Source organism: Oxalobacteraceae bacterium OTU3CAMAD1 (assembly GCA_024123915.1).
GTDB lineage: Bacteria > Pseudomonadota > Gammaproteobacteria > Burkholderiales > Burkholderiaceae_D > Rugamonas.
Genome location: CP099650.1, coordinates 3,265,762 through 3,289,470, shown reverse-complemented (window position 1 = coordinate 3,289,470; position 23,709 = coordinate 3,265,762). Strand labels below are relative to the sequence as shown.

The 23,709-nt window shown below is 62.6% G+C and carries 26 protein-coding genes; 21 read left to right on the top strand and 5 right to left on the bottom strand.

Features of this window, described 5'->3' with window-relative positions; all coding sequences use genetic code 11:
• Positions 1-66: 66 nt before the first annotated feature.
• A complete protein-coding gene (locus NHH88_14270) occupies positions 67-1,512 on the bottom strand; it encodes an NAD-dependent succinate-semialdehyde dehydrogenase (protein ID USX16881.1) in 1,446 nt (481 codons plus the stop codon).
• Between the two features lie 170 nt (positions 1,513-1,682).
• Here NHH88_14270 and NHH88_14265 point away from each other — a divergent pair, with 170 nt between their 5' ends.
• Complete coding sequence (locus tag NHH88_14265; protein USX16880.1) at positions 1,683-2,087, top strand: hypothetical protein; 405 nt, start codon at positions 1,683-1,685, stop codon at positions 2,085-2,087.
• A gap of 17 nt (positions 2,088-2,104) precedes the next feature.
• On the opposite strand, the gene NHH88_14260 is transcribed toward NHH88_14265, so the two are convergent.
• A complete protein-coding gene (locus NHH88_14260; protein ID USX16879.1) occupies positions 2,105-2,371 on the bottom strand; it encodes a UBP-type zinc finger domain-containing protein in 267 nt (88 codons plus the stop codon).
• Between the two features lie 148 nt (positions 2,372-2,519).
• On the opposite strand from NHH88_14260, the gene NHH88_14255 reads away from it, so the two are divergent.
• The 15 genes from NHH88_14255 (at position 2,520) to NHH88_14185 (ending at position 15,647) form a co-directional block, all read left to right on the top strand.
• The gene (locus NHH88_14255; GenBank protein USX16878.1) at positions 2,520-3,146 is read left to right on the top strand and encodes a response regulator transcription factor; all 627 of its coding nucleotides are present in this window, start codon (positions 2,520-2,522) and stop codon (positions 3,144-3,146) included.
• 36 nt (positions 3,147-3,182) lie between these two features.
• Positions 3,183-3,455 carry a hypothetical protein gene (locus NHH88_14250; GenBank protein USX16877.1) on the top strand — a complete coding sequence of 91 codons (273 nt, stop codon included), beginning with the start codon at positions 3,183-3,185 and terminating at the stop codon, positions 3,453-3,455.
• A 59-nt stretch (positions 3,456-3,514) separates the two neighbouring features.
• Positions 3,515-5,236 carry a molecular chaperone HscC gene (locus NHH88_14245; GenBank protein USX16876.1) on the top strand — a complete coding sequence of 574 codons (1,722 nt, stop codon included), beginning with the start codon at positions 3,515-3,517 and terminating at the stop codon, positions 5,234-5,236.
• A 61-nt stretch (positions 5,237-5,297) separates the two neighbouring features.
• Positions 5,298-5,786 carry a GNAT family N-acetyltransferase gene (locus NHH88_14240; protein ID USX16875.1) on the top strand — a complete coding sequence of 163 codons (489 nt, stop codon included), beginning with the start codon at positions 5,298-5,300 and terminating at the stop codon, positions 5,784-5,786.
• Positions 5,783-6,280, top strand: a complete 498-nt coding sequence (locus tag NHH88_14235; protein USX16874.1) for a GNAT family N-acetyltransferase — start codon at positions 5,783-5,785, stop codon at positions 6,278-6,280. Before NHH88_14240 ends, NHH88_14235 begins: the two co-directional genes overlap by 4 nt.
• 9 nt (positions 6,281-6,289) lie before the next feature.
• The gene (locus NHH88_14230) at positions 6,290-6,652 is read left to right on the top strand and encodes a hypothetical protein (GenBank protein ID USX16873.1); all 363 of its coding nucleotides are present in this window, start codon (positions 6,290-6,292) and stop codon (positions 6,650-6,652) included.
• 101 nt (positions 6,653-6,753) lie between these two features.
• The gene (locus NHH88_14225; GenBank protein USX16872.1) at positions 6,754-7,113 is read left to right on the top strand and encodes a transposase; all 360 of its coding nucleotides are present in this window, start codon (positions 6,754-6,756) and stop codon (positions 7,111-7,113) included.
• Complete coding sequence (locus NHH88_14220; protein ID USX16871.1) at positions 7,110-7,976, top strand: IS3 family transposase; 867 nt, start codon at positions 7,110-7,112, stop codon at positions 7,974-7,976. Before NHH88_14225 ends, NHH88_14220 begins: the two co-directional genes overlap by 4 nt.
• Positions 7,977-8,103: 127 nt before the next feature.
• Entirely contained in the window at positions 8,104-8,928 is an 825-nt protein-coding gene (locus NHH88_14215; protein USX16870.1) for an alpha/beta hydrolase, read from the top strand.
• A 59-nt stretch (positions 8,929-8,987) separates the two neighbouring features.
• Positions 8,988-11,318: a tetratricopeptide repeat protein gene (locus tag NHH88_14210; GenBank protein USX16869.1), complete on the top strand. Its 2,331-nt coding sequence runs from the start codon at positions 8,988-8,990 to the stop codon at positions 11,316-11,318.
• 116 nt (positions 11,319-11,434) lie between these two features.
• Positions 11,435-12,424 carry an MBL fold metallo-hydrolase gene (locus NHH88_14205; protein USX16868.1) on the top strand — a complete coding sequence of 330 codons (990 nt, stop codon included), beginning with the start codon at positions 11,435-11,437 and terminating at the stop codon, positions 12,422-12,424.
• Positions 12,425-12,514: 90 nt separating this feature from the next.
• Positions 12,515-13,357, top strand: a complete 843-nt coding sequence (locus tag NHH88_14200; protein USX16867.1) for an alpha/beta hydrolase — start codon at positions 12,515-12,517, stop codon at positions 13,355-13,357.
• A 291-nt stretch (positions 13,358-13,648) separates the two neighbouring features.
• Complete coding sequence (locus NHH88_14195) at positions 13,649-14,194, top strand: DNA starvation/stationary phase protection protein (GenBank protein USX16866.1); 546 nt, start codon at positions 13,649-13,651, stop codon at positions 14,192-14,194.
• Between the two features lie 2 nt (positions 14,195-14,196).
• A complete protein-coding gene (locus NHH88_14190; GenBank protein USX16865.1) occupies positions 14,197-15,045 on the top strand; it encodes an ATP-binding protein in 849 nt (282 codons plus the stop codon).
• Positions 15,024-15,647: a response regulator transcription factor gene (locus tag NHH88_14185; GenBank protein USX16864.1), complete on the top strand. Its 624-nt coding sequence runs from the start codon at positions 15,024-15,026 to the stop codon at positions 15,645-15,647. The genes NHH88_14190 and NHH88_14185 overlap by 22 nt, the downstream gene beginning before the upstream one ends.
• A gap of 141 nt (positions 15,648-15,788) precedes the next feature.
• Here NHH88_14185 and NHH88_14180 read toward each other — a convergent pair whose 3' ends face one another.
• Complete coding sequence (locus NHH88_14180) at positions 15,789-16,475, bottom strand: hydrolase (GenBank protein USX16863.1); 687 nt, start codon at positions 16,473-16,475, stop codon at positions 15,789-15,791.
• 137 nt (positions 16,476-16,612) lie between these two features.
• Here NHH88_14180 and NHH88_14175 point away from each other — a divergent pair, with 137 nt between their 5' ends.
• A complete protein-coding gene (locus tag NHH88_14175; protein ID USX16862.1) occupies positions 16,613-17,026 on the top strand; it encodes a hypothetical protein in 414 nt (137 codons plus the stop codon).
• A gap of 33 nt (positions 17,027-17,059) precedes the next feature.
• Here NHH88_14175 and NHH88_14170 read toward each other — a convergent pair whose 3' ends face one another.
• A complete protein-coding gene (locus NHH88_14170; protein ID USX16861.1) occupies positions 17,060-20,062 on the bottom strand; it encodes a histidine kinase in 3,003 nt (1,000 codons plus the stop codon).
• Between the two features lie 209 nt (positions 20,063-20,271).
• Between NHH88_14170 and NHH88_14165 the strand changes: the two genes are divergently transcribed.
• Positions 20,272-20,655, top strand: coding sequence for a DUF2754 family protein (locus NHH88_14165; GenBank protein ID USX16860.1), 384 nt, complete (start codon positions 20,272-20,274; stop codon positions 20,653-20,655).
• A gap of 332 nt (positions 20,656-20,987) precedes the next feature.
• On the top strand, positions 20,988-21,881 hold the full coding sequence (locus tag NHH88_14160) for a PAS domain-containing protein (GenBank protein ID USX16859.1): 894 nt from the start codon (positions 20,988-20,990) through the stop codon (positions 21,879-21,881).
• Between the two features lie 252 nt (positions 21,882-22,133).
• On the opposite strand, the gene NHH88_14155 is transcribed toward NHH88_14160, so the two are convergent.
• Positions 22,134-22,361 (bottom strand): hypothetical protein, encoded by a 228-nt coding sequence (locus tag NHH88_14155; protein USX16858.1) that lies wholly within the window; start codon positions 22,359-22,361, stop codon positions 22,134-22,136.
• A 172-nt stretch (positions 22,362-22,533) separates the two neighbouring features.
• Here NHH88_14155 and NHH88_14150 point away from each other — a divergent pair, with 172 nt between their 5' ends.
• The gene (locus NHH88_14150; protein ID USX16857.1) at positions 22,534-23,112 is read left to right on the top strand and encodes a chromate transporter; all 579 of its coding nucleotides are present in this window, start codon (positions 22,534-22,536) and stop codon (positions 23,110-23,112) included.
• Positions 23,109-23,696: a chromate transporter gene (locus NHH88_14145; GenBank protein ID USX16856.1), complete on the top strand. Its 588-nt coding sequence runs from the start codon at positions 23,109-23,111 to the stop codon at positions 23,694-23,696. Before NHH88_14150 ends, NHH88_14145 begins: the two co-directional genes overlap by 4 nt.
• Positions 23,697-23,709 lie beyond the last annotated feature (13 nt).

The following is a 23,709-nucleotide window of genomic DNA, read 5'->3' as shown; positions in this document are numbered from 1 at the left end:
GCCGGCGCTTGCCGGATCACACTGCGCTTTCCGCACAATGTGATCCCTATCTCTTCTCTCAGTATCTTACACGCCCACCATCGACACGGCCTTGGTGTTCAGATACGACTCCAGCGCCTCCGGGCCACCTTCCGAACCGTAGCCCGAATCCTTGACGCCGCCAAACGGCAGCTCGGCGCTCGGCGTGGCTGGCTGGTTGATCCACAGCATGCCGACTTCGACGTTATTCATCAGCTGGTGCGCGTTCTTGATCGAGCGCGTGAAAGCATAACCGGCCAGCCCGAACGGCAGACGGTTCGATTCGGCGATCGCCTCCTCCAAGGTGTCGAAGCCGCGCACCGCCGCGATCGGACCGAACGGTTCGTCGTTGAACACCATGGCGTTGAGCGGCACATCGGCCAAAATGGTCGGCGCAAAGAAGTTGCCGGAGGTACCCACGCGCTGGCCGCCGGTGGCCACCTCGGCCCCCTTGCTGCGCGCGTCCTCGACCACCTGGCTCATCGCGGCCACGCGGCGCGCGTTGGCCAGCGGGCCGAGCGTGGTGCCGTCATCCATGCCGTCGCCCAGCTTCAGGCTCTCGGCGTGCGCGACCAGGGCGCGGGTGAACTCGGCCTTGATGCTGTTGTGAACCAGGAAACGCGTCGGCGCGATGCAGATCTGGCCGGCGTTGCGGAACTTGGCGCCGCCGCTGGCCGCGACGGCCAACGCGACATCGGCATCCTCGGCCACGATGACCGGGGCGTGGCCGCCCAGCTCCATCGTCGCCCGTTTCATGTGCGCGCCGGCCAGCGCGGCCAGCTGCTTGCCGACCGGCGTCGAGCCGGTGAAGGTGACTTTGCGGATGACCGGATGCGGGATCAGGTAGCCGGAAATTTCGGCCGGATCACCGAACACCAGGCCGACGGTTCCCGGCGGCACGCCGGCGTCGACGAAGCATTGCATCAGCGCGGCGGGCGACGCTGGCGTCTCCTCCGGCGCCTTGCACAGGAAGGAGCAGCCGGTGGTGAGCGCGGCCGCCAGTTTGCGCACGATCTGGTTGATCGGGAAGTTCCACGGCGTGAATGCGGCGACCGGACCGACCGGCTCCTTCAACACCAACTGCTGCGCGGCCGGATTGCGCGACGGTACGATGCGACCGTACACGCGCATGCCTTCGGCGGCGAACCAGTCGATGATGTCAGCGCCGGCCAGCGCCTCGGCGCGCGCTTGCGCCAGTGGCTTGCCCTGCTCCTGCGTCAGCAGGCGGGCGATGTCGTCGGCGCGCTCGCGCAGCAGGCTGGCGGCGCGGCGCAGGGTGGCGGTGCGCTCGAAGGCCGAGATTTTACGCCAGGCGTCGAAGCCGCGCTGCGCGGCCGCCAGCGCGTGGTCGAGATCGGCGATGCTGGCGTGGGCGACGGTGCCGATGGCCTGGCCCGTGGCGGGATTCAGCACCGGAATGGTCTTGCCGCCGGAGGCTTCGCGCCATTCGTTGTCGATCAAAAGGCGGACGTCGGGATAGCTTGCGTTGGTCATTGATAATCTCCAATCAGGTGGTGAATAAGTGCGGCGGTCGCCCGCTCCACCCTCTACTTTGCCAGAAATACGACAACTCGGTATCGCGCCGCGTGTCATTCCGATTCTGGTGGACCGTGCGGCTATCCTTGGCGCAAAATGGAGCCATCGCGTGAAAGGATTTTCCCACCATGAACTCGAATGTTGCGACATTGAATTTAGCTGCCGTTCCGGCCATCAGCCGCGCCGAGGAATCACAGGCCAAGCTGAGCGAATGGCAGCGCGCAGGCACCCTGCTCTCGTTCGTGTATGCGCGCTCCCTGGGCGGCCTGCTGCAAACGGGACACGGACGCATCGTCGCGCTGAGCGACACGGGCCTCACCTTGGACGCCGGCGGCTCGTCGCTGTTCGTGGTGCTGCTCGACGCACGTTACGACGACAGCCCGCAGATATTCTTCACGGCGACCTTGAGCGGCCACTTCCAGGTGCCCGGCGTGAACGTCACGCTGGGTAACCATGACTGGCTGTTCTTCTCGGCCGACCAGGTTCCCAAGGGCGCCATGCTGTCGCGCGACAACGTGCCCAAGCTCAAATAGCGGCGCGACGTCCCAATTCAGATCGGGTCGAACATCTTGCGGTCGACATAGCACCAGCCCCACGTCTCGCCCGGTTCCTTCGACCGGATGATGGGGTGGCCCGTCTCTGCGAAGTGTTTGCTCGCGTGCTTGTTCTTCGAGTCGTCGCAGCAACCGGTCTTGCCGCAGATCATGCACACCCGCAGGTGTACCCAGCTGTCGCCGAGCTTCAGGCATTCCTCGCAGCCGGCCGTGTTGGCGCCGCGTGTGTGGATCAAAGTCAGGTGTGCACAGCTGTTGCCCATGGTGGCTCCTCCTTAAGATGGGTCCATCTTACCGCGCCGCGCCGCGCACGCCTCCTGGTCTTTTGGCGGGCACCATACCAAGGTATAACTATCGGCGCCGCGCAATGTTGCGCAAAATGAGCTCATCAACAACACAGAGGAGCTCGACATGAACACTTCCGCATCCATCGTCATCGCCGACGTCCATCCTTTGATCCGCGCCGGCATGGCGTCGCTGATCGAATCGGAGGACAACTTCAAACTGTTGGGCCAAGCCAGCAGCGGCAGCCAGGCCGTTGAAATGTGCGAACGCTTGCAGCCCGACCTGCTGCTGATCGACCTGAACATGCCGGACTGCGACGGCATCGAAGCCATCGGCCGCATCAGCGCGCGCCGCCCGGACGCCAAGATCATCATCCTCAGCGGCCACGAGCGCGAGGAGGATGCCGACCGCGGCATGCGCGCCGGCGCCAGCGCCTACATGCTCAAAAGCGCCCCGCTCGACGACCTGATGGCCTGCATCCACACCGTGCTGTCGGGCAAAAAATACATGATGCCGGAACTGGCGCTCAAGCTCGCCAGCCGCATCCACGGCAACCAGCTCACGCCGCGCGAACGCGACATCCTCGGCCACCTGGCCACCGGCATGAGCAACAAGGTCATCGCGCGCGCCGCCGGCATCGGTGTCGGCACCGTCAAATTCCACGTCAAAAGCATCATGTCCAAGCTCAACGTATGCACCCGCACCGAGGCCGCCATGGTCGCCGCGCGTCGCGGACTCGTGCATTTGGCGTGATCGGGTAGACTGACTATTCAACAACAAGGAGGCACCATGATAGATCGTCACGCGGCAACTTACATCCCGGTCAGCACGGAACGGACCAAGGCCGTCGTCAAGGAATTGCGGCCTGGCATGCGGGAAAAAATCGATGTCGCCAGCCTGGCCGATCCGCACAAACGCGCCGAGGTTGACGCCTGGATCGTGGCCGACGAGGACGGCCCGGTGCACTTCATGTACGAGGACGGCCCGGGCGGCCACGAGGTGCAGTTCGGCTTCGCCGACGAAGTGCGCGAGACCATCGCCGAGGCCGAAACCGACTTGTAAGCCGGCGCGGAAATGCCCCGACACCCGTGATAAAATAATAATTTTTCCGGGAAGAAAAAATGATTGTCGGGATAGACCTGGGTACGACCAACAGTTTGATCGCGGTGTGGGAGAACGGCGCGCCGCGCCTGATTCCAAACAGCCTGGGCGAGACGCTGACGCCGTCGTGTGTCAGCATCGACGAGGACGGCAGCATCCTGGTCGGCCGCGCCGCGCGCGAGCGCTTGCAGACCCATCCCGCTCGTACCGCCTCGGTGTTCAAGCGCTACATGGGCAGCGACAAGCAGATCCGCCTCGGCAACCGCGAGTTCCGTCCCGAGGAACTGTCCGCCCTGATCCTGCGCTCGCTCAAAGAAGACGCCGAAGCCGCCCTCGGCCATCCGGTCACCGAGGCCATCGTCACCGTCCCCGCCTATTTTTCCGACGCCCAGCGCAAGGCCACCCGCGCCGCCGGCCAGCTCGCGGGCCTGCGCGTCGACCGGCTGTTGAACGAACCGACGGCTGCCTCGCTGGCCTACGGCATCAATCAGCGCGACGCGGAAACCCGCTTCCTGGTGTTCGACCTGGGCGGCGGCACCTTCGACGTCTCCGTGCTCGACCTGTTCGAGGGCGTGATGGAAGTGCGCGCCTCCGCCGGAGACAACATGCTCGGCGGCGAGGATTTCGTGCTGTGCCTGATCAACCATTTCTTCGAGCAGCAGAAGATCCCGCTCGGCCTCAAGAGCGACGCCCATTTCATGCAGCGCCTCATCGCCGCCACCGAGCGCGCCAAGCGCGCGCTCAGCGACGCGCCGTCGGCCACGATCCAGATCGTCCACAACGACACCGAGTACGCGATGACGCTCGACGAAGCGGCGCTCGAGCGCGTCTGCGCCGGCCTGCTGCAGCGCCTGCGCGACCCGGTCGAGCGGGCCTTGCGCGACGCCAACCTTCGCATCACCGAGTTGGACAACGTCATCCTGGCCGGCGGCGCCACCCGCATGCCGGTCGTGCGGCGGCTGGTCGCGCGCATGTTCGGCCGCTTCCCCGCCTGCGACATCAATCCGGACGAGGTCGTGGCGCTGGGCGCGGCCGTGCAGGCTGGCCTGAAGATGCGCGACGCCGCGCTCGACGAGGTCGTCATGACCGACGTCTCGCCCTACTCGCTCGGCATCGAGGTGTCGATGCAATTGGGCGACCGCAGCTATTCATCGGGCCACTTCGACCCCGTCGTCGAGCGCAACACGCCGGTGCCGGTCAGCCGGGTCAAGCGCTACCACCCGGTCAGCGACAATCAGAAATATCTGGAACTGAATGTCTACCAGGGCGAAGCGCGCATGGCGCGCGACAACATCCGGCTCGGCAGCCTGAAGGTCCCCCTGCCCGCCTTGGCGATCGAGGATAGCGGTATCGATATCCGCTTCACCTACGACGTCAACGGCTTGTTGCAGGTCGAGGCCACCGTCGTTCGGACGCAGGAGACGCACACGCTCGTGATCGAAGGCAATCCCGGCATGCTATCGGAGGCGGAGATCGCGGCGCGTTTCATCTCGCTGTCGGAACTGAAAATCCACCCGCGCGACCGCATCGAACACCGCACCTTGCTGGCCCGCGCGGAACGCCTGTACCAGCAACTGCGCGGACAGGGCCGGGAATGGTTCGGCGGCCAGATCGTCGCCTTCGAACAGGCGTTGGAAACGCAGGACAAGCGCGTGATCGACCCGGTGCGCGCGCGGTTCGAGGCGACGCTCAACGATATCGAGCACGATAGTTTTACCTTGCCGTTCAATGATCCGCTTTAACGAACCATTGATAACAGAACGTCTGATACTCAGATGCCCCACTGCGGAGATGAGTGCGGGCATGCTGGCCTACCGCCAACTGAATCGTCAGCACCTTCAACCATGGGAGCCGGAGCATGGGCATGGGTTCTATACCCATCAGGCGGTCGAGGAGCAACTGCGCGCCATGCAAAGGCAGATCGGGGACGAATCGGCAATCCACTGGCTGATACATGCAAAGGATGGTGACGAGAGCCTGGGTGCGTGTGGCTTCACCAACATTGTTCGAGGGCCTTTTCAAGCCTGCCATCTGGGCTTCTCCCTGGGCGCCGAGTACCAAGGGATGGGCTTTATGCACGAAGCGCTCACGACGGCCATATCGCATGTTTTTGAAATCCACAAGCTGAACCGTATCATGGCGAGCTACCAGCCGAATAACCATCGGAGCGAAAAAATACTGTGCCGGTTGGGATTCGAACGAGAGGGTTTCGCGAAGAAATATCTCAAGATAAACGGCCACTGGGCTGATCACGTCCTGACGTCCTTAATTAACCCGATCGAAATGTCATGAACATCGAAGTACGATTGGCGCACGCCAGCGAGCGCCTTGTGGTCCGCCACATGATGGAACTGTATCAACACGATTTCTCGGAATTCGACGGATCCGACCTGGACGAGCACGGCCAGTACGGCTACTACGACCTCGACTGCTTCTGGATCAACCCCAACTTCTCTCCGTTCATCATCAAGGTCGATGACAAGTGGGCCGGATTCGTCCTGGTAAACGACGAGGTTTTAAATCCTGAAAACTCGGCGACCATCGTCGAGTTTTTTGTGCTGCGAAAATACCGTCACCATGGCGTCGGCCGGTACGCGGCGCAAGCGATTCTGAACGCTCATGCCGGCCGCTGGGAGATCAAGGTGATACAGGAGAATCCGGCGGCGTTCACCTTCTGGCAAAAAATCATCAAAGCCAACTGGCCGGGCCAGGAGCACGCATTGACGATGAGTGACGAACACTGGCACGGGCCGGTTTTCACCGTAACGACCGAATCGAAAGCTTAAAGACGGCAAATGGACTCCGCTGAAAAATACGAAATGATCGGCCTCCACATCTACCGGTACGAGCGTGTCAAGGTGCACCTCATCAGCCTGCTGACGGCAATAAACCCGAAGGCGCAGAAAGGAGCCCTGGAAGCCGAGTTGGACGTCTTGATCCCACGAATAACTGCGGAGCTGAGCGATCGGGGACCAGAAATCCAACGGCAATTTTCGGGTATCGCCGCCGAGATATACGAGCTCAGAAATGAGCGCGACCGCAACATAGGTCCCGCGCACATCCCCCACGCGCAGAAGACCACCGATTTTGTAGCCAAATGTACGGACGTGCTCGCTAAGCTCGCCACACTTAAAACAATTCTCCGCCAGCATCAATAGCGGGGGTCAGGTCCGACATTCGCAATAGCGGGGGTCAGGTTGAGATAGCCCGGGTTTCATGGACATCCAAATAGAGGACAATACGTCCTGAGAGGATATTCATGGAAAAGAAACAGTCACCTTCCAAACGAGAGATCATTCCGACATCGGCGGAGCCGGTGCCGAAGCAGCGGGCCGTGTTTACGGATGAATTCAAGCGCGCTGCGATCTCCCGGCTACATGATGACAAGCAGAGCGCGACGGCCTTGGCGTTGGAGCTTGGTTTGCGTCGTAATCAGCTCTACAAATGGGCCAAGCAGCTCGAAGAGCAGCCAGCTGGCGGCCAATTGCGCTCGCCAGGTCGTCCTGCGGTCAGTGAATTGAGCGAGGTCGAGCAACTGCGTCGCCAACTGGCCAAGGCCGAACAGGAGCTGGCCATCCTAAAAAAGTTAGATGCGTACTTAACTCGCCTCAAGAAGTGAAGTACGCCGTCATCGACGAGCATCGAAGCGAGTTTTCAGTCAAAGCGCTGTGTCTGGCGCTCGACGTGGGCCGCAGCGGCTACTACGCCTTCAAGACGGCACCGCCGAGCCTGCGAAGCCGGGAAGATCTGGCCATGCGCCAAGAGATCGTCAAGATCCATATGCGCCACCGCTCGGCACCCGGGATATTGAAAACGTGGCGCCTGCTCAATAGCGCAGGCATCTGTTGTGGAAAACACCGCGTGGCCAGGCTGAGAAAGCTGGAGGGCATACAAACTACCCGCGCCAAGCGTTTTCGCGCCAGCAAGGCGAAAGAACGGGTGCTGCCACCAGCGCCGGACTTGGTCAAGCGCGCCTTTCAGGTCGGCGCTCCGAACCAGGTGTGGGTCGGCGATATGACAGTGCTGCGCACTAAAGAGGGATTCTTGCATCTGGCCGTGGTACTGGACTTGTTCGCACGCCGGGTGGTGGGCTGGTCGACGGACACCAGGCAGGCGGCCACGTTACCGATGGCGGCGTTGTCCATGGCGATGGAACACCGGCGACCTGCGCCCGGGATCATCTTCCACAGCGACCAAGGCTCCGTGTACGGCTGCGCCGACTACCGCAACCTGCTAGCCAAACACGGGGCGCTGCCGAGCATGAGTCGCAAAGGCAATTGTTGGGACAATGCCGTGGCGGAAAGCTTCTTTTCAAACCTGAAAAACGAAACCATGCATAGGCAACTCTTTTCAACGAGAGCCGAGGCCCTGGGCGTGGTTCGCGATTACATCGAGGTGTACTACAATCGGATGCGCTTGCATCAGACCTTGGGCTATCAAACGCCTGCATCCTTTGAAGCGCAGTTTCGTGTGCTTCATTAACTGTCCGCGAAACCCGGAACACCTCAGGTCCGACATTCGGACACGAACTAAACCATAAGGCTGCTGAGCTCGTGTCCGAATGTCGGACCTGACCCCGGCGGTTTTTTTAACATTCATATTGAAGCTTATGACCAAATTCACTCTTCCGGCCTTCGTCGCCACCGCCCTCCTGCTGGCCAGCGCCGGCAGCCATGCCGCGCCGCCCGCCGGCCAGGATGCCCTTGCCGGGCCGAAGATCAAGGTCGATGTCGGCGGACGCAAACTGAATATGTATTGCGTCGGCAAGGGCTCGCCGACCGTGCTGTTCGAAGCCGACGCCGGTCGCGCCGGTTGGGATTGGTCGGCGGTGCTGCCCGAGATCGCCAAGCGCACCCGCGCCTGCGTCTACGACCGCGCCGGGCTGGGTTCGAGCGATCCGATCATCCGCGCCTCGACGGTCGCCAACGCCAGCAAGGATTTGAACTTTCTGATCAAGAACGCGCGGCTGGAGGCGCCCTTCGTCGTCGTGGGCGCCGGCTATGGCGCCATGGTGGCGCAGCATTTCGCACTGCGCTCGCGCAACGCGGCCGTCACCGGCCTGGTGCTGGTGCAGCCCATGCACGAAGATGCACTGCCGGCGGACCGTGCAGCCCAGCTCGATACCGCGCTGGCCTGTTTGACCGCTGCGGAACAGGGCAAGGCCGACGCCGCCTGTACCTATCCCGTCACCAGCTTCAACGCAGACATCGGCCCGGCGCTGGCTGTCGCCCAAACGGCGCAAGCGGCCAAGCCCGTCTACTGGCGCGCCCGCGCCTCCGAGTGGGACGGCCTGGAGACCAGCGCCAACCAACTGCGGACCGCCCGCAAGCCTTTCGGCGATATCAAAGTGGCCGAGACGAAAGACGCTCAGCCGGCAGCGATTATCGAAGCGGTGATGGGCATGCTTGATGCGCCCGGCGCCGCCCGCGAGTAACGAATGACGAGTAACGGCGGACCGATGCCCGCGCCGCCGATCTCCATAGATAACAAAAAATGACGACTGACCTCATTTTCCTCCAGCGGCTCAGCCTGGACGGCGACGCCGACGAGCGCGCCATTCGCCGCGCCTATGCCCGAGAACTCAAGCTGATCGACCAGGAAGCCGATCCCGCCGGCTTTCAATCGCTGCGCGAAGCCTACGACACAGCCTTGTACTGGGTACGTCACAAGGAGGAATTCGAGGACGAGGAACTTGAGGACTATTTCGCGCAGCCGGAGCTGGGGGCCGCCGTCGGACAGGACTTGGCGCAACCGGCGCGAATGCCGCCGCCAGTGCCCTCGCCCCGGCCACCGGAACACCCGGCCGCCGATCCGGCGCCCACCCTCCCTCAACAGGAACAGCTGGACACAGACCACGAAGCGCTGGCCGAGGCCGTGTTCGCCGATTTCCTGCAACGCGCGGCGACCATTCCGCACGAGCGCCCTGTCACACCGGACGTGCCATGGCGACGCGAACTGCGCGCCAGCCTGGACGACCCTCGGCTGATCAACATCATCGCGCGCGAAACCTTCGAGCGGCATGTGGCCGACTTGCTGGTCTCCGGCTGGCGGCCCGGCCATGAGTCGCTGCTGGTGGCGGCGGTCAACACGTTCGGATGGTCGGACGACCGGCGTCGGGTATTCAGCCTCGGCCGCTCGGGTGCGATGCTGGACGCGGCCATCGACGAACGCGCGACCTTCGACCTGCAACCGGATGCGCAAAGGGACGCCCAGCGCCAGTTGATCGAGCGCTTGCGCGATCCGAAACATCCCGGTACCCGCGAGATCGTGCGCAACAGCGCGACGCTGGAAACACTGATCGCCCGCTTCCCGAACTGGCTGGCACTGGTCACCGACGTCGACAATGTCGTGCGATGGCGCGAGCAAAACGGCAAGCTGCCAGCGTGGCGGCGCAAGCTAACCTTCACCGGCCTGCGGAAACCGGCCGATCATGCGTACGAGCACCAGAAGAAAGGCATCGTCAACTGGGGCTGGGTAATCGTGCTGGCCTTGGTCGCGTTGATCCGCTTCCTCGCGCACGATGGCAGCGGCAATAAGCCGCCATCCACGCCGGACCCGGCGATCGGCTACTACAATCGCGGCATGGAACACCTTGAACACGGTGACGCCAAAAGTGCGATCGAAAGCTTCACCCGCGCGCTTGAGCTCAAGCCAAACGACGCGGCGGCCCGCGCCAATCGCGCGGCGGCGTACATCCACACCGATCAGTACCGGCGCGCGTCAGAAGACCTCGACAAGCTGGCGGCGCTCGATGCGTCAAGCCCGGCGCTATATGCCGGGCGCGGCATGCTGGCGCTGAGTACCGGACACTACGATGAAGCTATCGCCGCCTTCACAAAATCGCTTGAACTTGCCGCCAACAACGACTACGTGCTGATGCACCGCGCACAGGCATACGAAAAAAAGGGCGAACTAAACAAAGCACTTGCCGACATCGATAAACTGCTGAGCACGAACAAAAAATCCGGCTCGTACCCTTACATGGTACGCATCAGAATTTATAGAACGCAAAGTGAGCATGCCAAGGCAATCGCGCAGATCGAACCGATGCTGGCGGCGGACCCGGAGAACCCCGTCGTCTATACCATGGCAGCAGACCTGCACATGCGACTAAATCAGCGCCAGCAGGCAATGGCGATACTTAACCGTGGCGTGGTGGCCGCCCCGGATGCCTCCATTTACCTCTACCGCGCCCAATTGCGTCCGCGCTCCGACAAGCAGGGGCGCAAACAGGATATCGACTCGGGCCTCGCGCTGGAGCCGCACGCGACTTACGCAAACCTTTCGCGCGCCGAACTCGAGTCCGATAGCGGCCAATACAACGACGCTATCAATACGCTGACCAAAGTGCTTAACGACGACAAGGCAGACGGGTCGCTGGAGTTGGTCCTGGTGCATCGGGGTATCGCCCATATGAAGATGGGCAACCAAGCGCTGGCCAAAGCGGATTTCGACCGGGCGCGTGCGGCCGCCAAAACGCCGGGCCAACTGAACAACGTGGCTTGGGAACTTGCTTCTCGGAACTTGGCACTGCCCACTGCAATGGCGATCGTCGACGAGGCGATCGGCAAGGAGTCCGAAAACTATGCCATCCTCGATAGCAAGGCTTTCATCTTATTGAGGCTGGGACGCTATAAGGAATCGGTCGCGCAGTACGATGCGGCACTAAAACATGATCCTAACGGTCCATCCTCATTGTTCGGACGGGGCATCGCAAAGCGGCGCTCGGGGCAGACCGCCGCTGGCGACGCGGACTTGAACGCCGCACGCGCCGCCAAAGCGTATGTCGATACGGAATTTGCGGAGATGGGCATTGTCCCGTAACCTCCCGGCGCCGGGCTGAGAAAAGACCGGGACCACACCCGGCCCTAAGACAGGGGCCACGCGGCTTGTGTTCCGCTAGCATCAACGCACCCATCGTTGATACAGGAGCACTCCCCATGAACCGCAAAGCACTTCTGACCGCGACACTGGCCGTGGCCTGCGCCCTGCTGGCGCCATCCGGCCAAGCCGCCGCGCCGCTGGTCGGCACCCAGGCCCCCGGCTACTTCCGCATGATGCTGGGCGACTACGAAATCACCGCCCTCTCCGACGGCAGCCACGCCTTCCCCATCGACACCGTGATGACGAACATCGCGCCGGCCGCGATCAAGCAGGATCTGGCCAACGCCGACCTGGCGCAGCCGGTACAGGGGTCGATTAACGCCTTCCTGATCAACACCGGCAAAAAGCTGATCCTGGTCGATGCCGGCGCCGGCGCCCTGTACGGCGACTGCTGCGGCAAGCTGCTGGCCAACCTGCGCGCCGCCGGCTACCGGCCGGAACAGGTCGACGAACTGCTGATCACCCACCTGCATAAGGACCACGCGGGCGGCATCATGGCGCAAGGCGCGACGGCGTTCCCCAACGCCGTGCTGCGGCTGTCGCTGGCCGAGGCCGACTATTGGCTCACGCCGGCCAACAAGGCTAAGGCGCCGGAATTCCTGTCGACCTTCTTCGACGCCGCCAAGGAAGCCGTCGCGCCCTACCAAGCGGCCGGCCGCTACCAGCCCTACGGCAAGTTCGGCCAACTGGAACCCGGCATCGAGGCCATGCCCGCGCCCGGCCATACACCCGGGCACGCGATGTATCTAGTACAGAACAAAAACCAGCAACTGCTGATCTGGGGCGACATCGTCCACGTCTCCGCCATCCAGCTGCCCAATCCTGAAGCAACCGTCAAATACGACAGCAGCGAGGACGACGCGCACAGTACACGCGTACGCCTGCTGCAAATGGCCGCCAGCAAGCACATGATCGTCGGCGCGGCACATATCGCCTTCCCCGGCCTGGGCCACATCCGCCAACGCGACGGCGGCTACGACTGGTTGCCCGTGAACTACGACGGCGCACCGGCCGCCAACAATCAGGAACGCCCACCCAAACGCTGAGTCCCGGACTGGCCTTTTGGCAGGAGCTTTACTTCGATGGGCTGACTACACTGCTATGGCAGCATCCCCCAACCCATCAAGGAGCTTCAAATGTCCAACAGCAAACTCTCAGTCGACAGCGTCATCACCGAAGACGGCACCCGCATCCATTTCAAGGACTGGGGCACCGGCCCGGCCGTGGTTTTCAGCCACGGCTGGCCGCTGCAAGGCGACGCGTGGGAAGACCAGATGATCTTCCTGGCCAGCAACGGCTACCGCGTCATCGCCCATGACCGCCGTGGCCACGGCCTGTCGAGCCAGCCATGGAACGGCAACGACATGGACACCTACGCCGACGACCTGGCCACCCTGATCAACGCGCTGGACTTGAAGGACGCGACCCTGGTGGGCCACTCCACCGGTGGCGGCGAAGTGGCGCGCTACATCGGCCGCCACGGCACCGCACGCGTCGCCAAGGCGGTGCTGGTGGGCGCCGTGCCGCCGCAGATGGTCAAGTCGGATAACAACCCGAACGGCCTGCCGATGTCGGTGTTCGACGGCATCCGCAGCGCCGTGCTGGCCGACCGCTCGCAGTTCTTCAAGGATCTGACCCTGCCCTTCTACGGCTACAACCGCGACGGCGCCAAGCCTTCGCAGGGCGTGCGCGATACCTTCTGGGCACAAGGCATGCAGTGCGGCATCAAGAACGCCTATGACTGCATCAAGCAATTCTCGGAAACCGACTTCACCGAGGACCTGAAGAAGATCGACGTGCCAACCTTGTTCGTGCACGGCAGCGACGACCAGATCGTGCCGATCGACGCCGCCGCCAAGGCCGCTGTCAAGCTGGTCAAGAACGGTACGCTGAAGATCTACGAAGGCGCGCCGCACGGCTTGCCGACCACCCACAAGGACAAGCTCAACGCCGACCTGCTGGACTTCCTCAAGTCCTGAGCGTAGTGCATGACGATAAGGGTGCCGGCGCCACGCCAGTACCCCTATCGGGTAATCCATCCCCCTCCCCAATGAACGTTCTGAGTCACCCTTTCGGATATGGGACGATCCGGCCATGCGCCGGATAATGAAACCGCTGAAAGACCTCGTAAACACGTAGGGCGGATTAGGCGGAACGCCGTAATCGGCCATCGATGAGCCACCGCCGGCGCAAGCATGGCCGATTACGCTGCGCTAATCCGCCCTACGTGATTCAGACGACGCCAGAATTCAGACTATTGAAAGCACATCATGAGCAACGAAAAATCCTCCGACATCCTGCAAGACTTCGGCGCGCTGGCCAACGTGCGCATCGGCCTGAGCGCGGAAGTGCGCTCGCAAGGCGTGCGCGCGCTGAACCGCCTGCTGGCCCACACCATGGCCATGCGTGATGCATACAAGAAAGCACACTGGCAAACCTCGGGCGCCACCTTCCATCAGCTGCACCTGCTGTTCGACAAGCACTACACCGAACAGGTCGCGATCATGGACGCCATCGCCGAGCGCGTGCAGACCCTGGGCGGCGTGACCTTCGCGCTGGCGCAGGACATCGCCGACGAGTCGACCATCTCGCGCACCGCGCCGCGCGGCCGCGAATCGGCCCAGGCCCAACTGAGCCGCCTGCTGGACTCGCACGAAACCATCCTGGTCGAAGCGCGTCCGCTGGCGCGCGCGGCCGCCGAGGCCGGCGATGACGGCACCAACGACCTGATCGTCAGCCAGGTGGTGCGCAGCAACGAGCTGCAAAGCTGGTTCATCGGCGAGCACCTGGCGGCGCAAACGCAGTCCGCCAAGTAACGATGCCCAAGCCCATGGATAGCGCGGCGGTATTGACGCTCGATAACGAGCAACTGTACCGCCGCCTGCAGGAAGAGAAGGCGCGCCGGCTGCAAGCGGAGGAAGCGCTGCAGCATGCCACGGAAGAACTGGCACGGCTGGCCCGCATCACGTCCATGGGCGAGTTCGCCGCATCGATTGCGCACGAGGTCAACCAGCCGCTGGCGGCGATGGTGCTGCACGCCGAAGTCGGCCTCAACGCCCTGACGCAAGAGCCGCCGCAGCCCGAGCAGGCGCGCGACGCCTTGAAACTGATCATGCATATCGGCGCGACCGCCGGCGACGTCATCCGCAGCATTCGCGGCATGTCGAGCAAGACCAGTCCCGTTCCAACCTTGTTCGCCGTCGACGACGCGCTGCGCGAAGTGCTGCGCCTGTTGCGGGCGGAATTGTACAAGCACAGTATCGAAGTCTGCGACGGCCTCGCGCTGGGCGAACATCAGCTGTATGCGGACCGCGTGCAGCTTCAGCAAGTGATGATGAATCTGGTGCTCAACGCCATCGAGGCGATGAAGGATGTGCACGACCGCCCCCGCAAGCTGGAGCTGCGCTCGGCGCTGGCCGACATCTCCGGCACCTTGCGGATCAGCGTGGAAGACAACGGCGTCGGCGTCTCCGCCAAGCTGGCCGAGCGGCTGTTCGATCCGCTGTTCTCCACCAAGCCGGGCGGCACCGGTCTGGGCCTGTCGATCTGCCGCACGATCATCCACGCGCACGGCGGGCGCATCTGGAGCACCTCGCGCCAGCCGCACGGCACCGCTTTTCACATCAGCCTGAAGGGAAATCCGACATGGACACCATCTCCATCCTGATCGCCGACGATCATCCGCTCATTCTCGCCGGGCTTAGCGCCCTGATCAATTCGATGCCGGCGTTCCGGCTGGTGGCGCAGGCGGCCAACGGCCTGCAGGCGGTGGAGCTGTACCGGCAGCACCGGCCGGACGTGGTGATCATGGATTTGAGCATGCCGGAAATGCATGGCGTCGACGCCATCGGGCATATCCGCGAATTCGATGCGCAGGCGCGCATTATTATCCTGACGACTTATCAGGGGGATGAGGATGTGTTTCGCGGCTTGCGGGCAGGGGCGATGGCTTACCTGTTGAAGGATAGCGGTTCGGAACAGCTCGCCACGTGCATCAAGGCGGTGGCTGCGGGACAGAAGTTCTTGCCGGCGGAGGTGGCGGGCAAGCTGGCCGAGCGTGCCGAGACGACCAGGTTGTCGCGCAGGGAGCTGGAGATACTGGCGCATCTGGCTAGCGGCAAGAGCAACAAGATGATCGCGCGTAGTGCGGCGATCGAGGTGGGCACGGTGAAGTTCCACGTCAATAATATTTTGGCCAAGCTGAATGTTGCTAGCCGGACCGAGGCGGCAACAGTGGCGGCACGCCGTGGCCTGCTGAGCGTCTTCTGACCTATAAATCAAAGATTCCAACGGAGACACGTAGGGCGGATTAGCGAAGCGTAATCCGCCATGCATGAGCAATCGGCGGCGCGTGCATGGCGGATTACGGCTTAGCCTAATCCGCCCTACGTGCCTCTGCAGTAAATCTTCTTATTTGGCCGCGATTGGCGCCAGCGTCTTGTGGTCGCTGGTGGTGCGTGGCGCCGCCTTGTGCACCATCGTGTAAGCGTAATCGACGCCCATGCCGTACGCGCCCGAGTGCTCGCGCACCACGGCCATCACCGCATCATACGTCTCGCGGTGCGCCCAATCGCGCTGCCATTCCAGCATGACTTGTTGCCAGGTCACCGGCACCACGCCGGCCTGGATCATGCGCTGCATCGCAAAGTCATGCGCGTCCTTCGTCGTGCCGCCCGACGCATCGGCCACCATGTAAATCTCGTAGCCGCCTTCAAGCATCGCGCACAGCGCGAAACTGTTGTTGCACACCTCGGTCCACAAACCCGAAACGATCACCTTCTTCTTGCCGTTGGCGGCCAGCGCGTCGCGCACTTTCTGGTCGTCCCACGAGTTCATCGACGTGCGTTCCAGGATATCCTTGCCCGGGAACACGTCCAGCAGTTCCGGATAGGTATGACCCGAGAACGATTCGGTTTCGACGGTGGTGAGGATGGTCGGAATGTTGAAGATCTTGGCCGCTTTGGCCAGCGCGACGGTATTGTTCTTCAGTACTTGGCGGTCCATCGACTGCACACCGAAAGCCATCTGCGGCTGCTGGTCGATGAAGATCAGCTGGCAGTTAGTCGGGGTCAGGACTTCGAGTTTCGGGTTCATCATGATGGCTTCCATAGTGTGTAAAGGAGAACGGTCATGTTAGGCGCTGGACGGGGCGAACACCACTATCTAAATGTAGGCTCCGGCGACGGGGCAAGTCTGCTAAGCTGGCCGCTGAACATCAACATATCGGACCTGACATGACCACACCGGACGACGCCGCGCAACGCGCGCAGCTGACCGCGCTGGCGCGCGGATTGCGCGACCTGCACAAGCAATTGCTGCACATTGAAACCCAGTACTTCGGCGCCGTCGGCAGTCCGCTCGAGCTGTTGCAGCTGGTGACCAACCATCCGCATTTCGCCTGGCTGCAAAAACTGTCCGGCCTGATGGCGCAGATGGATGAGCGGCTCGACGAACCCGAATCCATCGCCGCCGCCGACGCGCTGGTGTTCCGCCGCGCGGTGGAGGCGCTGATCGGCCCGTCCGAGGAAGGCGACATGGCCTTCCGCGCCAAGTACAACGCCTTGCTGCACGACGCGCCGGAAGTGGTGATGGCGCACGGCGCCGTGCGCAAGCTGCTGGCCGCAATCGGCACGGCGCCGGCCGCTTAGCCGCGTTCAGCGTCACCGCGCGGCGGCGCTTGCTTAACCGCGCCGCGTCAACCGCCGCACGAGCCGCTTCCACCGCGACTGGCCGACATAGGCCAGCGCGGCGGGAATTGTCAGCGTCACGCGCGTGCCGATCAATGGGCTGTCGATCGCCAGCGTGGCGCCGATGCGCGCGGCACGCTCCGCCATGCCCGGCAAACCCCAATGGCCGGCGCGCTTGCCGCTGGCCAGAATCTCGGCGGGAATGCCCTTGCCATCATCGGCCACTTGCAGGACAAACCGGTCGGCGCCGTAGCTCAAGGTCGCCTGGATCGATTTCGCGCCGGCGTGGCGGAATGCGTTCATCAGCGCCTCCCGGCCGATGCTGTAGACCTCGCAGCTCACCTCTTCCGTCAAGTCCACCGGCTCGCCCTCCCGGCGCAGGCTGAAGACGCTGTGGTGGCTCTCCTGCAGCACCTCGCCGACGATCGTGAGCCCGCGAACGGGATCGCCGTCGCTCATCGCGCTCGAACGCAGGTCCTGCACCTCGTCGCGCCCTTCCTCGATCACACGGTCGGCCAGCAGCAGCATGCGCTCCAGCCTGGCGCGGGTGGACGAGTCGCCCGGCAGTGCGCTCATCGCGTTCTGGAAGCCCAGCACCAGCCCCTGCACGCTTTGCAGAAAGGTGTCGTGCAAGGTGCGGGCGATGCGTTCGCGTTCGGCCATGCGCTCGGCGATGCGCAACGTCGCTTGCCGCAGCCACAGCCGATACAACAGATACAGCAAGCCGGCTGCCGCCAGCGCGCACAGGCCGTAGAACAGCGGCGTTTGTCTAAACGTCGGCACAATGGTCAGCGCGATCGACGTGTCCCGCTCGTTCCACTGTCCCACCTCGTTGACAGCGGCGACGCGGAAGCGGTAGTCGCCCGGTCCCACGTTGGTGTACGACACGGCGCGCCGGCTGCCGGATTCCTGCCAGTCGGCGTCGACGCCCTCGAGCTGGTAGCGGAAACGCACCATCTCCGGCATGCTGTAGCTCAGGGCGGTGAACTCGATGCGGAACGAGGTCGTGCCCGAGTCCAGTCGCACGGTCTTCGAAAAGTCCAGGTAACGCTTGTCCTTGGCCACCAGCGTCTCGACCACCACCTCCGGCGCATGCTGCGGCGGATAGGATTTGGTGGTATCCAGCCGGACCATCCCGGTGGCGCCGACAAACCATAGCTGGCCGTCGACGTCGCCCAGGGCCGTGGACCGGCGGGTGCTGGTATCGGCAAAACCGGGATAGCCGTCCAGCACGCCATACAGCACGTATTTCAGCGGCACCGCGGGCGCGGCCGTTGCGGCCTTCCAGTCGGCCGCCTTGACGTGGACCACGCCCTTGCTGCCGTTGAGCCAGCGGTCGCCGTTGGCGCCCACCACGGTGCCCGTCACACCCGCAAGCACATCGGGATCGGCGGCGACCAACCGATGGAACGCGCCGCCGCGCAACACCGCCAGGCCGCCGATGCCGCCGGCCACGACTTCGTCGCCGGCGACGTGCAAATGGGTGGACGGGCCGATATCGTTATCGGCCGACATGCGATAGCGCGTGAAGCGGCCATTATCGAAATACACGATAGTCCCGTCATCGTAGCAAAGCCAAAGCGTTCCCTTGCCGGCGCCCGCATCGGCCACGAAGCGGCCCGGCGGCAAGCCCAGATCGGCCTGGCTGGTCCATTTGCCGTCCACCAGCCTGAACATACCGCGCCGCGAGATCGACACCCACAAGCCGACGCCATCGTCGAACACCCGTCCCACGCCCACAGGGTCGCCGGTGTCGAGCGGGTCGGGCGGATAGGCGATGCGCTCGGAACGATCCGGATAGCGCCGCTCGATCGCGTCCGGGCGGGCCAGCAGCAAGGCGCCGTCGCGGGCGTTGCCGATGGCGCCGACATCGCCAGGCGGGAAGCGTTCATCGATGGCTTGCGCGCCGTCGGCCCGCAGGCGCCACACTTGCCCCGATGGCAGACTCAGCGCCAGTACATGGCCGGAGTCATCCCGCGCCAGTTTGAACGCGCGCCCGCCGCCGGCCAGCTTGACCGGCGCCAGGCGGTTGTGGCGGAACCGCTCCACGCCGGCCTGGGTGCCGATCCAGATGCTGCCATCCCGGTCCTCGAACAGGATGTTGCCGGTCAGGCTGCTGAGCTGCCAGGGCTGGTCCAGCCTGTGGCCAGGCCGGGCGTTGGGGGTCATCAGGCGGCTGGGCATGGCGCCCACGCCATCGGTCCGGCAGACGCCGACCGGACAGGCCAGCGACCAAAAATTGCCGTCGCGGTCGAACAGGCCGTTTTCCTGGCCCTGCGATTGCGCCAGCCAGGCCGGACGCGGTTTCAGCGGGCCACTGTGCTGGGCCGGCACCGGAATCAGCCGGTCGTGCATGTCCTGCCACAACCGTCCATCCGGCGATTCGATCAGGTTGACGGTGTGCACGTCCTGGCGCTGCACGTGCTCGAAGCTCCTGGCGCCGGCCGGCTTGACATACAGCGAATGGCCGACGGCGACCCAGACTTGTCCGTACTGGTCGGCGACCACGTTGGACACCTCGCCAGCTGGCAAACCCAGTTCGGGACCGACGTTGTGCCAGGCGCCGCCACGCAGCTGCAGCAGCGCGCTGGTGGTGGCGACCCACAGTTCGCCGCGCTCATCGGTCGTTGCGCTCGTCACGGGCCCTATCGGCGCCTTGCCCACCATGCCAGGGTAATGGGTGATATGGCCGCGATGCAGGCGGCTGAGCCCGCCGAACAGATAGCCGATCAGCAGATCGCCGTCGCGCAACGCCGTCAGCGCGGTCACCGGACGCTTGGGCGCGGTCTCGCCGTTCAAGGCCTCGAAGCGCCGGAAGCGCATGCCGTCAAAACGGTAAAAGCCGTCGACGCTGCCGATCCACAACCAGCCGTCGGTGGACTGCGCCATCGACGACACCTGGGCCGGGGCGCCATCCTTGCCGGTCCAAATGTCGTGATGCAGCTCGTCCAGGGGAACTTTGCCATCGAGCGCCATCGCATTTGCCGACGCGAACACAAACAACACCATTAGCCGACGTAGCGACAGCAACATAAAAGTCATACAGCGAGAGAAAAATTAACAACGCGCCATCATAGGCGATTTTCCCGGCAGCCACATGGCACCCTCGATGGCAATTGCTATCAAAATCATAGATATAATAAAATATACCAATAGGCCATGAGCCGGTATTCTGACAACTCCTGCCCCGCCAAACGAGTATGATCATGAAAAAGTCCACGCCAGCCACCGCAGTCCGCCCTCTTCCGCTCAGCGGCATTTTATTGGTGCTCGCTTACGTCGTCGGCCTGCTGGGCTTTGAAATGCTGGGATGGGCTTTGTTCACGGTCGGCGCGCTGACATGGATGATGGCGGATGGCCGAACGGTGGTCCGGATGCTGACCAGGCGTACGCCTCACCACACTCAGCGCCTGATAGCCTACAGCACGCCACCGGCGATAGCCCTGCTGGCCTACATGACGCTGGCCGCCGAGCAGGCCGACGTAGTCGTCGGCGGCGCCCTGGCGCTGCATGCCGTTCTGGTCTGGGCGGTGTTGATGGGGGCGGCCTACGCTGTTTCTCAAGAAACAGCGGTAAGCCAGCGTATTTAAAGCGGATTTCGCAGATATCCACACCAACTGTGGATAAGGTTGTGAATAACCCCCACTTGACAGCCGATAACGCCTTTAACGGCGGGGGTTTTAATAAAATGCCCAATCCGAAGGCAGATTTTTTAGCCAATAAAATCAATCACTTACAACATCAAATTTTTTGACGGCCAGGCTTTTTGAGGCTGCTTGAAAAATATTTTTCTGTGCATAAGTAGGGTCGGAGACAACTATGTCACGACGTACAGGGGAATCCTTTGACAAAAGTACGTGTGAGGAATAGTGTGGCTCTGGAGGTACGCATGGCCTTCTTAGACTCGCCTCGGGATTGATGCATGAACCAGAATGATGACGACACTGATTGGATGATAGAAGACGAGGTTGCACCCATCGGCGCGCCGCAGGCGGGAGCGTCGTCGGCGCCACCGCCATGGCGGGTACTGATCGTGGACGACGACGTCGATGTCCACGTGGTCACCAAGTTCTCGCTCAGTAATGTGTGTTTCCTGGGACGGCGGCTCAGTTTCCTGCATGCCTACAGCGGCGAGGAAGCCCTGAATACCCTGCGCAACACGCCCGACATCGCGCTGGTGCTGCTGGACGTCATCATGGAAACCAGCGACGCCGGCCTCAACGTCGCGCGCCAGATCCGCGACGCGCTGCATAACCAGCTGGTGCGCATCGTGCTGCGCACCGGTCAGCCGGGACAGGCGCTTGAGCACAGCATCATCCTCGACTACGACATCAACGATTTTTGGTGCAAGACCGACCTGACCACGCGCAAACTGTTCACAACGGTGATCTCTTCGCTGCGCGCCTACAATGGTTTGGAGGAAGCGCACCGGCAGACGGTGGCGCTGCAGACGGAGCTGGATCATGCGCACCGGCTGCTGGCCGCCGTGGACCAGCACGCCATCATCATGACCCTGAACCGGCGCGGCAAAATCGCCACGGTCAACGACAAGTTCAGCAGCGTGTTCCAGTTCACGCGCGACGAGCTGATCGGCGCCGACTTGCGTCTGCTGCATCCGCCGCCCTACCCGCAGGATCAGTTGGCCGATGCTTTGCAAGCGGTCAAGGAGAGGGAAAGCTGGACCGACGTTGTCACCGCCTGGCGCCGCGACGGCCAGGAGGTGCGCCTGCGCGTGACGGTCAGCGCGCTCGAAGAGCCGGCCACGCCATACATCGTGGTGGCCAGCGTTTTGCAACCGCTCAAAAAGTCGCTCTAAGTTACGGATTGTTAAGCACTTTTTTGGATATCCACAGCCTCTGTGGATATCTATGTGGACAACACCCCATTGACAATGCGGGAAGCCTGTAACGACGCGGTTTTCTACAAACTGCCCATCCAAAAGGCAAAATTAAAGCCCTTGGAAATCAACGACTTACGGTTACATCGATTGTTACACGAAATTCTTTTAAAAAAATTCTTGTCAACATGATGTGTGCATAACTAAACACAAACTTGGTTCATCCCTGAGTCAATGATGCTCCTTGCGACGTTGCTCCGGATGCAGCAGCACCCGTTCGATCACTTGCGGGGCGACGTTGTGGGACTTCATGTATTCGATCGCGCAAATGGTGTTAAAACTCGCTTGCACGGTAATGCCACGTTCGACGACGGCGCTGCTTCGTTCGTCGTGTCGCTGCTGGTTGAAATCTGCTTTAGGAACGGATTCCAGGCGGGGGGATAGGAGTGCGTTCATCATGATCCTTTGCAAGAGGTTGAGGGATATTTGATCCCGATCAAAGTGACGTGCAACGAGAGTATGAGCGACGGCGACCCGAAGTCAATGTCAGGTTCCTATCATTCCGAAATTAAAATATTGCTCGTACTGAACGCAATAGACACAAGGCAATAACCGGGGCGATAATAAACGGATGACTCCAGAGACGCCGCGCGCCCGCCCCACTTCGCTGTTTGATTTGTTCCTATCGTTCACCGTCTTGGCCTTGCAAGGCTTCGGCGGCGTGCTCGCGGTCGTTCAGCGCGAGATGGTCGAGCGCAAGCGCTGGCTGACGCAGGAAGAGTTTGTCGAGGACTGGGCGGTCGCCCAAATCATGCCGGGTCCTAACGTCGTCAACCTGTCGCTGATGATCGGCAGCCGCTACTACGGCCTGCGCGGCGCCATGACGGCGCTGGCGGGCATGCTGACGGTGCCACTGATGGTCGTGCTGTGCCTGGCGCTGCTGCATGCGCAATACGCCAACCATCCGGGCGTGGCCGGCGCGCTGCGCGGCATGGCGGCGGTGTCGGCGGGCATGATCGCCGCAACCGGCGTGAAACTGGCCTCGGCGCTGCGCAAGCATCCGCTGCCGATGTGGCTCACTGGACTGATCGCCGTGCTGTGCGTCGGCTTTGTCGTGGTCATGCGCTTGCCGCTGGCCTACACCTTGCTGATCCTCGGCAGCATCGCCGTCACCTTGACCTACCGCACCATGAAAGCAAAGTTGCCATGAGCGCGGCGCCTATCCATATCGTTTTAAGCTTCAGCGACTGGCTGAACCTGTTCGGCCATTACATGCTGTTGTCGCTGCTATCGATCGGCGGCGCGATTTCGACCACGTCGGAGATGCACCGGTTTCTGGTCGAGGAGCACCATTGGCTGACGCAATCGCAATTCAACGACTCGATCGCCATCGCCCAGGCCGCGCCGGGGCCGAACGTGCTATTCGTCGCGTTGATGGGCTGGAACGTGGGGTTGAACGCCGGCAGCTATACGGCGGCGTTTGCCGGGGTGGCGGTAACGATGTTCGGCGTTCTGCTGCCGAGCACCACCTTGACTTATCTGGCGGCGCGCTGGGGGCATCGCAATCGCGAGCTGCTGGGTGTGCGGGCGTTCAAGCAAGGCATGACGCCGGTGGTGGTGGGATTGATGGTGTCCGTGGGGATCATCTTGGGCAGCGCCAACAGCGACTGGACCACCGACTGGCCGTTGTGGCTGTTGTCGGTGGTCGCTGGTGTCATCATCTGGCGCACCAAGCTGCATTTGCTGTGGCTGCTGGGTGCGGGCGCAGCGCTCGGATGGTATGGACTGGTGTGAGTTAGCAGGCCTT